General features: G+C 71.8%; 10 protein-coding genes. 7 read left to right on the top strand and 3 right to left on the bottom strand.

Annotated features, from left to right (window positions below; translation table 11 throughout):
* Positions 1-68: 68 nt before the first annotated feature.
* A complete protein-coding gene (locus AB0J74_RS09015) occupies positions 69-1037 on the top strand; it encodes a glycosyl hydrolase (protein ID WP_363446213.1) in 969 nt (322 codons plus the stop codon).
* Here the strand turns inward: AB0J74_RS09015 and AB0J74_RS09010 are convergent.
* Entirely contained in the window at positions 1017-1952 is a 936-nt protein-coding gene (locus tag AB0J74_RS09010) for a YafY family protein (RefSeq protein WP_363446211.1), read from the bottom strand. The genes AB0J74_RS09015 and AB0J74_RS09010 overlap by 21 nt on opposite strands.
* Positions 1953-1997: 45 nt before the next feature.
* Here AB0J74_RS09010 and AB0J74_RS09005 point away from each other — a divergent pair, with 45 nt between their 5' ends.
* Positions 1998-2453: a hypothetical protein gene (locus tag AB0J74_RS09005; RefSeq protein ID WP_363446209.1), complete on the top strand. Its 456-nt coding sequence runs from the start codon at positions 1998-2000 to the stop codon at positions 2451-2453.
* Here the strand turns inward: AB0J74_RS09005 and AB0J74_RS09000 are convergent.
* Positions 2450-3166: a WecB/TagA/CpsF family glycosyltransferase gene (locus tag AB0J74_RS09000; protein WP_363446207.1), complete on the bottom strand. Its 717-nt coding sequence runs from the start codon at positions 3164-3166 to the stop codon at positions 2450-2452. The genes AB0J74_RS09005 and AB0J74_RS09000 overlap by 4 nt on opposite strands.
* A 104-nt stretch (positions 3167-3270) precedes the next feature.
* Here AB0J74_RS09000 and AB0J74_RS08995 point away from each other — a divergent pair, with 104 nt between their 5' ends.
* The 5 genes from AB0J74_RS08995 (at position 3271) to AB0J74_RS08975 (ending at position 8074) form a co-directional block, all read left to right on the top strand.
* A complete protein-coding gene (locus AB0J74_RS08995) occupies positions 3271-4218 on the top strand; it encodes a sulfotransferase (RefSeq protein WP_363446205.1) in 948 nt (315 codons plus the stop codon).
* A complete protein-coding gene (locus AB0J74_RS08990) occupies positions 4215-5132 on the top strand; it encodes a glycosyltransferase (RefSeq protein ID WP_363446203.1) in 918 nt (305 codons plus the stop codon). The genes AB0J74_RS08995 and AB0J74_RS08990 overlap by 4 nt, the downstream gene beginning before the upstream one ends.
* Positions 5133-5167: 35 nt before the next feature.
* Positions 5168-5977 (top strand): alpha/beta fold hydrolase, encoded by an 810-nt coding sequence (locus tag AB0J74_RS08985; RefSeq protein ID WP_363446201.1) that lies wholly within the window; start codon positions 5168-5170, stop codon positions 5975-5977.
* Positions 5974-7470, top strand: a complete 1497-nt coding sequence (locus AB0J74_RS08980; RefSeq protein WP_363446199.1) for a hypothetical protein — start codon at positions 5974-5976, stop codon at positions 7468-7470. Before AB0J74_RS08985 ends, AB0J74_RS08980 begins: the two co-directional genes overlap by 4 nt.
* A 142-nt stretch (positions 7471-7612) precedes the next feature.
* The gene (locus AB0J74_RS08975; protein ID WP_363446197.1) at positions 7613-8074 is read left to right on the top strand and encodes a VOC family protein; all 462 of its coding nucleotides are present in this window, start codon (positions 7613-7615) and stop codon (positions 8072-8074) included.
* Between the two features lie 50 nt (positions 8075-8124).
* Here AB0J74_RS08975 and AB0J74_RS08970 read toward each other — a convergent pair whose 3' ends face one another.
* Positions 8125-9180: a DUF916 domain-containing protein gene (locus tag AB0J74_RS08970; protein ID WP_363446195.1), complete on the bottom strand. Its 1056-nt coding sequence runs from the start codon at positions 9178-9180 to the stop codon at positions 8125-8127.
* Positions 9181-9249 lie beyond the last annotated feature (69 nt).

The raw sequence follows: 9249 nt of genomic DNA, 5'->3' as shown, positions 1-9249 counted from the left end.
CCGGGTTTACGGTCCGTCCGACGAAAGAGGAGAACGTGGTCGCGCGTATCCCTGCTGCCGTTGTGTCCGTGGTTCTGTCAGCCGTGCTGGCCGGCTGCACCGCAAGCGCCCCGGAGCCGGCGCCGACGGCCGATCTCGGCCGCCAGCCGGTCGGGGTGGCCACGAACACCGGGCCGTTCGCGAGCGGGCCGGTCAAGGCGCCGGCGGACCGGGTCTGGGTGGGTGCCTGGGTCAAACCCGAGGTGTGGGGACAGGACGGGCGCCGGGACGCCGTCACCGAGGTGGAAGCCAAGCTCGACCGCACGTTCGACGTGATCAACACCTACCGGACCTTCGACGAGAAGTTCTGGACCGAGACCGACAAGGAGTACGTGAAACGGGGCAGCGTGGTGATGATCAGTTGGGCGTCGGGGGACACCCGGTCCATGGTGGACGGTGAGCACGACGACCTGATCCGGGCCCAGGCCAGGAAGGTGGCCAAGGCGAAGAAGCCGGTGATGATGCGGTTCCGGTGGGAGATGGATCGGCCCAACCTGCGGGCGACGATGTGGTCGCCGGAGGACTACATCGCGGCGTGGAAATACACCCGGCGGATCTTCAAGGAGGAAGGCGCGACCAACGCGTCCTGGGTGTGGTGCCCGACCGAGGAGGGCTTCGACCGGGGCGAGGCGCCGGCGTTCTACCCGGGCGACGACCAGGTCGACTGGACCTGCGTCGACGTCTACGCGACCAGCGAGTACGTGCCGCTCGATCGGCTCATGGGCGCGTTCCTGGAATGGGCGGCAAAGCGCCCCAAACCCATCATCGTCGGCGAGTTCGGAGTGTCCCGGGCGTGGTCGCCGGCGCAGCGCGCGGCCTGGATCCGCGACGCGGCCGGCGTCATCAAGGCCAATCCGCAGATCCGCGCGGTCTCCTACTTCGACTCGGATCCCGACGACCGGACGACGGCGATGCAGTTCAAGATCTCTGACGACAAGGCCGCGTTCGACGCGTTCCGCGATCTCGACGACGAGTTGTCAGGCGTAAAGCGCGGCTAGCTTCCTGGCGGTGTCGGCGAGCCGGTCGCGCAGTTCAGGCGGTGCGAGCACTTCGACCTCGGCACCGAGCCGGAGCAGGTCGCCGCAGGCGTGATCGACGGACTCGATCGGGATGGTGGCGGTGACCCAGCCGTCGTCGTCGTGCGTCGGGTTGTCGACCGGCCGGCGCTCCTGACCGACCGGCGAGAGCCGGATCCGCGCCTCCCCCGTGAACAGGCCGGCGCGGAACTCGGTGACCTGGTCCTGCCAGTGTTTCGCGAGGTCGAAGCCGGCTGGTCGGGTGAACGTCTCGCCGGTCGCGGCCAGCGCGAGGATCTGGTTGACCCGGTAGGTGACCGGGCGGGTGCCGCCGGCGCGGACGGCGACGACATACCAGCGGCCGCCCTTGAGCACGAGGCCGTACGGTTCGACGGTGCGTTCGACCTCGCGCTCCCACCCTCGATAGTGGATGGTGACCCGACGCTCCTCCCAGACCGCGGCGGCCACGGCGGCCAGATGCGGTGACGGATCGCCGTCGGTATACCAGTTCGACGCGTCGAGGTGGAACCGCTGCGCGATCGCCTGGGCGCGTTCGCGGAGGGCTTCCGGCAGCGCCGCTTCGAGCTTGAGCCGGGTGGCGGCGACCAGCGCGGTCAGGCCGAGTTCTTCGGCCGGGCCGGGCAGGCCGTGCAGGGCGAGCGCCTCCGCCTCGGGCGCCGTCAGGCCGGTCAGCCGGGTGCGATAGCCGTCGAGGAGTTGATAGCCGCCGGCGTGGCCGGCCTCGCCGTAGAGCGGGATGCCGGCCGCGTGCAGCGCTTCGACGTCGCGGTAGACGGTGCGGGTGGAGACCTCGAGCTCGTCGGCGAGCTGCTGCGCGGTCAGCCGACCGCGGTTCTGCAGCAGCAGAAGAAGGGAGATGATTCGGCTGGCGCGCACTTCACTGACAGTACGTGTCAGTGGGCGGGGTCTACCGTCTGGATCATGAATGACTTCGAATTTCTCGTCGGCACCTGGGACGTCGCCAACCGCCGCCTGGTCGAGCGGCACACCGGCAGCGACAAATGGGACGAGTTCCCGGGCCTGACGGTCGCGTACTCGTTCTTCGGCGGGAACGGCAGCTTCGACGAGATCACCTTTCCGACGCTGGGGTCCTCCGGCGCGACGGTGCGCTCGTTCGACCCGGCCAAGGAGGAGTGGTCGATCTACTGGATCAGCAGCCGTGACGGGCAGCTCACCCCGCCGGTGGTCGGCCGTTGGACCGACGGCGTCGGCCTGTTCTACGGCGACGACGTCGACGGCGACCGGCCGGTCCGCTGCCGCTTCACCTGGACCCGGGAGGGCGCCGACCGGGCCCGATGGGAGCAGGCGTTCTCGACCGACGGCGAGCAGACCTGGGAGACCAACTGGGTGATGGAGATGACCCGCCGGGCCCCCTAACGGCGGGCGGCGGTCGCCGCCAGGAGGCGCAGGGCGTACGGGGCGTCGTGCCGCAGGTAGCGGCGGGCCAGCCGGCGTGGTTCGGTCTTGAGCCGGTGTGCCCATTCCAACCCGGCCCGCTGCATCCACACCGGCGCCCGGTGCCGCAGGCCGGCAACGAAGTTGACCGCCATCCCGCAGCCGAGGAACCAGGAGTTCGGCAGGTCGGCGCGCAGCCGGTCGATCAGCCGCTCCTGGCGCGGGAAGCCGATGCCGACGAAGACCAGGTCCGGCGCGGCCTTGACGACCGTCCGGGCGGCGGCGTCGACCGCGTCGGGGTCGGCGTCGAACCCGAACGGCGGTGACAGGTGGCCGGCGACCCCGAGGCCCGGGAAGCGGGTGGCCAGCCGGTCGGCGGCCCGTTCGGCGATCTCCGGCGAGTCGCCGCCGAGCACGAACACCGAGCGGGCGTCGGCGGCGAGCCCCGAGGAGAGCGACCAGATCAGGCTCGACCCGGTGACCCGTTCGGGCAACGGGTTGTTGGCCAGCCGGCTCGCCCAGACCAGCGGCATGCCGTCGGCGACGACCAGCGTCGCGTCGTCCAGGAACCCGCGGACCTCGGGGTCTACTCTGGCCTGGCGCACGATGTCGACGTTGGGCGTGAGGATCCGGCCGCCGTGCCCACGCGCCAGCGCCTGCCGCACGACCGTGACCACCCGGCGCTCGGTGATCATGTGGACCCGCGAGCCATCCAGGTGAACTCGGGCAAATCCGTAATGAAGCGACACTTCGGCTCTCCCGCTCGTTATGTATGTGAAACGAGCGAAGGTGGGTAAAAGTGGCACGGCTACTCTTCGTCGGCGGGCTGGGCCGCAGCGGCACCACGCTGGTCGAACGGCTGCTCGGCGAGCTGCCCGGGGTCTGCGCGCTCGGTGAGGTCGTGCACCTCTGGCAACGCGACATCCGCGCCGACGAACGCTGCGGCTGCGGCACCCGGTTCTCCGCGTGCGCGTTCTGGGAGCGGGTCGGCGCGCTCGCCTTCGGCGGTTGGGACACCGTCGACGTCTACCGGGTGCTCGCGCTGCAGGCCGCCGTCGAACGCACCCGGCACATCCCGCGCCTCGCCTCAGCCCGGCTGCCCGACGACTATCGGCGCCAGGTTCAGGAGTACGCCGGCTACTACGCGGCCGTCTATCGCGCGGCGGCGGAGGTGACTGGGGCCTCCGTACTCGTGGACTCGTCGAAGCACTCCGCACTCGCGCACTGCCTGCGTTGGTCACCCGACATCGACCTGCGGGTGGCACACGTGGTGCGCGACCCGCGCGGCGTCGCGCACAGCTGGACCAAGGTGGTCGCCCGGCCCGAGACCGACGGCGAGAGCGAGATGACCCGCTACTCCCCCGGCCGCTCGGCGATGCTGTGGAACGCCCACAACGCCGCGTTCGGCCTGCTCGCCCGCCGGGGCGTGCCGCTGCTGCGGGTCCGCTACGAGCAGTTCGTCGCCGACCCGCGGGCCGGGCTCGGCGCGCTCGCCGCCTTCGCCGGCCTCGGCGTGGAAGGGTCCGATCTGGACTTCCTCACCGAGACGCACGCCGACCTGACCGTCGGGCACAGCGCGGCCGGCAATCCGATGCGCTTCTCGGTCGGGCGGATACCGCTGCGCCGCGACGACGGCTGGCTGCGCGGGCTCCCGGCCACCGACCGGCGCCTGGTCGGCGCGGTCTGCGCGCCCTTGCTGCGGGCGTACGGGTATCCGGTCATGGTCTCCCGCGGCGGGACCCGATGAACCAGTGGCCGTCGGTCGGCGTGGTGATCCCGACCCGGAACCGGCCCGAGTTGCTCCGGGCGGCACTGGCGGCGGTGCGCCGGCAGGACTATCCCGGCCCGCTGAGGGTGGTGGTCGCGTTCGACCGGTCGGATCCGGACCTGCTGCTGGCCACCACGGACGGCGTACCCGTGATGGTCATCTCGAACTGGCGCACCCCCGGGCTGGCCGGCACGCGCAACAGCGGGATTCTCGCCCTGGACACCGACCTGGTCGCCTTCTGCGATGACGACGACGAGTGGGCGCCCGACAAGCTGCGGGTCCAGGTGCCGGCGCTGACGGCCTCGTCGGCGGAGTTCGCGACGTGCGCGATCGCGGTGTCCTATCAGGGCAGGGTGACGCCACGGCTGGCCGGGATGGCGTCGGTCGGGGTGGCCGAGTTGGCGCGCTCCCGGATGGCGATGCTGCACTCGTCGACGTTTCTGATGTCGCGCACCGCGCTGGTCGAGTCGGACCGGGTCGGGCTGGTGGCCGAGGACGCGCCCGGCTCGCAGAACGAAGACTGGGACCTGCTGTTGCGGGCCGCGCGCCGGCATCCCATCGCGCACGTCGACGAGCCGCTGGTGCAGGTGCTCTGGGGGCGAAGTTCGCATTACGCGTACGACTACCAGACGAAGATCTCCTCGTTGCGCTGGATGATGGAGCGGCATCCGGAGATCCGTGGCTGCCCGCCCGGCGCGGCGCGGGTCTATGGCCAACTCGCGTGCTGGGAAGCGGCGACCGGCAACCGGGCCGAGGCGTGGAAGTGGACCCGCCAGGCGGTGCGGGCCAACTGGCGCGAGCCGCGCGCCGCGATCGCGGTGGCCGCGTTGACCGGCGCGCTCAAGGTGGAGAACGTGTTGTCGACGCTGCACCGGCACGGTCGCGGCATCTAGCTTTTTTGTCGGTGGGTCTGGCTACATTCGTCGGCGTGAAGGTGACTGTCGCCGACGGGGTCGAGCTCAACGTGCGACACACGGCGGGCTCGTCGGCGCCCGCGTTCCTGCTCGTGCACGGCCTGGCGTCCAACGCGCGGCTGTGGGACGAGGTGGCTGCTTCGCTTTCGGCGGCCGGCCACCCGAGCTATGCGGTCGACCTGCGCGGGCACGGCGAGTCTGACCTGCCGCCGTCCGGGTTCGACACCGCGACGGCGGCGGCCGACCTCGCCGTGGTGATCTCGTCGCTCGACGTTGGTGCCGTGGTGGTGGCGGGCCAGTCGTGGGGCGGCAACGTGGTGGTGGAGTTGGCCGCCCGGCATCCGTCGTCGGTGCGGGCGCTGGCGCTGGTCGACGGCGGCTGGATCGACCTGCCGGCCGAGTTCGGCTCGTGGTCGGCGTGCGCGGCCGCGTTGCGGCCACCCGATCTCGACGGGATGCGCGCCGACGACCTGCTGGCGCGGCTGCGGCGCGGGCATCCCGACTGGTCTACCGCCGCCGTCGAGGCGACGCTGGCCAACCTGCGGGTCGGCGCCGACGGGCGGTTGTCGCGGCGGTTGCCGGTCGACCGACACATGGAAATCCTGCGCAGCATGTTCGACCATCCCCCGTCGGCCTTCTTCGCTTCGTTGACCATGCCGGTGCTGCTGATGCCGGCCGGGCGGTCCGCGGCACGCGCGGCGGCTGCCGCGGCGGCCATGCCGTCGGCGACCGTGCACGACTACCCGGGTGGCGACCACGACCTGCACGCCCAATGGCCGACGAAGGTCGCAGCCGACCTGCTCTCCCTGGTGGAGCGGCCATGAGCCGGCTGCTGGTGGTGATGGGCTCGGGCGAGACGGCGCCGACGATGGTCAAGCCGCACCGGGCGGTGTTCGAGCGGGTGGCCGGGCCGGCGGTGCTGCTCGACACCCCCTACGGTTTCCAGTCCAACGCCGACGACATCTCGGCGCGGGCGGTGCGCTACTTCGACCAGAGCATCGGCCAGGCGGTCTCGGTCGTGCCCTGGCGGCGCTCGCCGGCCGATCCGGTGGTGCGGGAGCGATGTCTGGCGTCGCTGCGCGACGCCGGCTGGGTCTTCGCGGGCCCGGGCAGCCCGACCTACACGCTGCGCCAGTGGCGGGAGACGGCGATCCCCGACCTGCTGGCCGACAAGCTGACCCGCGACGGCGTGGTCCTGTTCGCCAGCGCGGCGGCGCTGACGCTGGGCAGCCACACGGTGCCGGTCTACGAGATCTACAAGGCCGGCATCGAGCCACACTGGGCCGAAGGCCTCAACCTGCTCGAGGCGGCACTCGGCTTTCCGGCAGTGCTGATCCCCCACTACGACAATGCCGAGGGCGGCAACCACGACACCCGCTACTGCTATCTGGGCGAGTCCCGATTGAGCGCGCTGGAGGCGTCACTGCCCGAGGGCCGGCTGATCATCGGCGTCGACGAACACACCGCGGTGACCTTCGACCTCGACGCCAAGACCGCGACGGTGTCCGGCAACGGATTGCTGACCCTGCGCCGGGCCGGCGCGAGCGCGGCGTTCCCCGCCGGCAGCGTGCTGTCCTTCGCCGACCTGGCGGCGGGTCCGTCCGCGGGCCTGTCCGGGCCGCCGGGCGGCTCGGTTCTGGCTGGCTTGGCCGCCGACGGCCCGATCGGGGCTGGTTCAGGCGCAGCGGGCTCATTCGGAGCAGGCTCGGTCGGAGCTGGCTCAGGCGGAGCTGGCCCGGGCGGAGCTGGCGCGGGCGGAGCTGACACGGGCGGAGTCAGCGCGGGTGGAGCTGGCACGGGCGGAGTCGGCCCGGGCGGAGTCGGCCCGGGCGGAGTCGGCCCGGGCGGAGTCGGCCCGGGCGGAGTCGGCGCGGGCGGGGCTGGCGTAAGTGCGGCGCGCCCGCGGGCCGCTCAGCCGTCGCTGCGGGGTGCCGCCGACGAACTCGACGCGAGCTTCGCGGCGGCGTTGGCAAGCCGCGACGTCGACGGGTGCGTCGCGGCGCTGCTCGCACTCGAGCAGGCGATCGTCGACTGGTCCGGTGACACCGAGACCAACGACGGCGCCGACTATCCGCGGTCGATCCTGCGCGGGATGGTGGTCAAGCTGGGCGAGTTCGCGCGGCGGGGCGCGGTGGATCCGGCCGAGACGGTGGGGCCGTTCGTCGACGCGCTGGTCGAGCTGCGCGGCCGGGCCCGGCTCAACCGCGACTACCCGACGTCCGACACGGTCCGCGACCGGCTGACGGCGGCCGGCGTCGAACTCCGCGACACCCCTGACGGCACCAGCTGGCGGTTCACCAGCGGCGAGGTGCCGTGACCCGTGCGACCTCCGTCTTGCTCCCGGCGGGAGCGGGCCGCCGGCGACGCCGGGCGTAAAAGAATCTTGCCGCCTGATGTCGATCCGAGAGCTCCTTGCGCGACGCGTTCGGACAGGAAGCATCACGAGACAGGAGCAGACGATGCAGAAGATCACCCCGTTCCTCTGGTTCGACGGCCAGGCCGAGGAGGCTGCGGCCCACTACGTCTCCATCTTCAAGGACGCGCGGGTCGTCGACGTGGCACGGATGGGCCCGGACGGCCCGGTGATCACCGTGACGTTCGAGATCGACGGCCAGCGGCTCGTCGGGCTCAACGGCGGCCCGCAATACGCCTTCACCGAGGCCGTCTCGCTCTACGTCAGCTGCGCCGACCAGGACGAGGTCGACGAGCTGTGGGAGCGGCTGTCCGAGGGTGGCGAGAAGGGCCGGTGCGGCTGGCTCAAGGACCGCTACGGCCTGTCGTGGCAGGTGATCCCGGAGGCGCTCGGCGAGCTGATGGGCGACCCCGACCCGCGGAAGGCGGCCGCGGTCGGCCAGGCGATGATGGCCATGACCAAGATCGACATCAAGGGCCTGCGCGACGCGTACGACCAGGCGGGCTGACCGGCCGGGCCGCGAGCGCTGTGACGAAGGCGCTCGCGGTCCGGGCCGGCCTACGACTTCTGGCTGCGCAGCGCCCGGTCGACGGCCTCCCGCACGCGGTTGTCCTCGCGGACCTTGCGGCGTGCGCGGCTGCGGCGGGTGAGCAGGATCGCCGCGACGACGATGGCGATCAAAACGACGACCAGCGACAGCAGAGTCCACGGCACGGCGCCGGCATGCGCGGTGGCCTTGACCTCGTCGAGCGAGCTGGTGGAGCCCGACGGGTCGGTGAGCAGGGGCCGCAGGGCCGCGGTCGCGGTCAGCCTGACGGCGGGTGCCACCCCTTTGACGGGCACGGACACCTTCCGGCTCTCACCCGGGAGCAGCTGTGGCGGCGCCGCGACCGCGCCGCCGCGGGCGCGCAGCAGGCCGAACGGCCCGGAGACCGACACGGTCTGCTCGCTCGCCGACAGGATTGCGTTGCCGGTGTTGTGGATCCGGTAGGTGACCGTCGCGTCGCCCTTGGCGAACGGGTTGGCCGATCCGGTGTAGTCGACGTCGAGGTCTTCGATCGCGAGGCTGGGCTCGATCTCGCCACCGACCCGCAGTTTGACCATGATGCCGAGGCGCCGGTCCACGTTGATGCTCTCCGCCCCCGCGGTCTGGCGGAGCGAGGTGACCACGCCGCCCACGTAGTCGCCCGGTGTGGTGTTGGCGGGAACGGTGACCGTGAACGGGATCTCGGCGGACTCGCCCGGCTTGATCGCGAGCCGGTCGCGGCCGGCGTGGACGAAAGCGCCCACTCCGACCGACGTCTTGTCCTTGACGAGCAGGTCGACCTGGCCGGTGTCGGTGGTGAAGCCGTCGGCGGCGTAGACGGCGAGGTCGAGCGGCGCCTTGCCCCGGTTGGCCACGACCATGGCGTCGTCGACCCGCCCGCCGGGATTGACGGCGTAGCTGAAGCTCGATCGGTCCTCGCCGTAGGCGTTCGAGGCCGTCCGGACCGTCCAGGCGACGTCTCCGTCGTCGGCCAGTGCCGGGCCGGTGCGCAGGCCGGTCAGTGCGAGAGCGGCGAGCAGGGCCAGGACGGCGATGGCCGCTGTCCGTCGTGGTGCGGGGGCGTACATCTGAGGGTCCTCACGGGAAAGGAATGGAGCGGCGGGCCGGACACCCGGAGGCGTCCGACCCGCCACCCT

It is taken from the genome of Asanoa sp. NPDC049573, assembly GCF_040676615.1.
Taxonomy (GTDB): domain Bacteria; phylum Actinomycetota; class Actinomycetes; order Mycobacteriales; family Micromonosporaceae; genus Asanoa.
The sequence above is the reverse complement of the archived record's forward strand: the minus strand, read 5'-3'. Positions and strand labels throughout refer to the sequence as shown.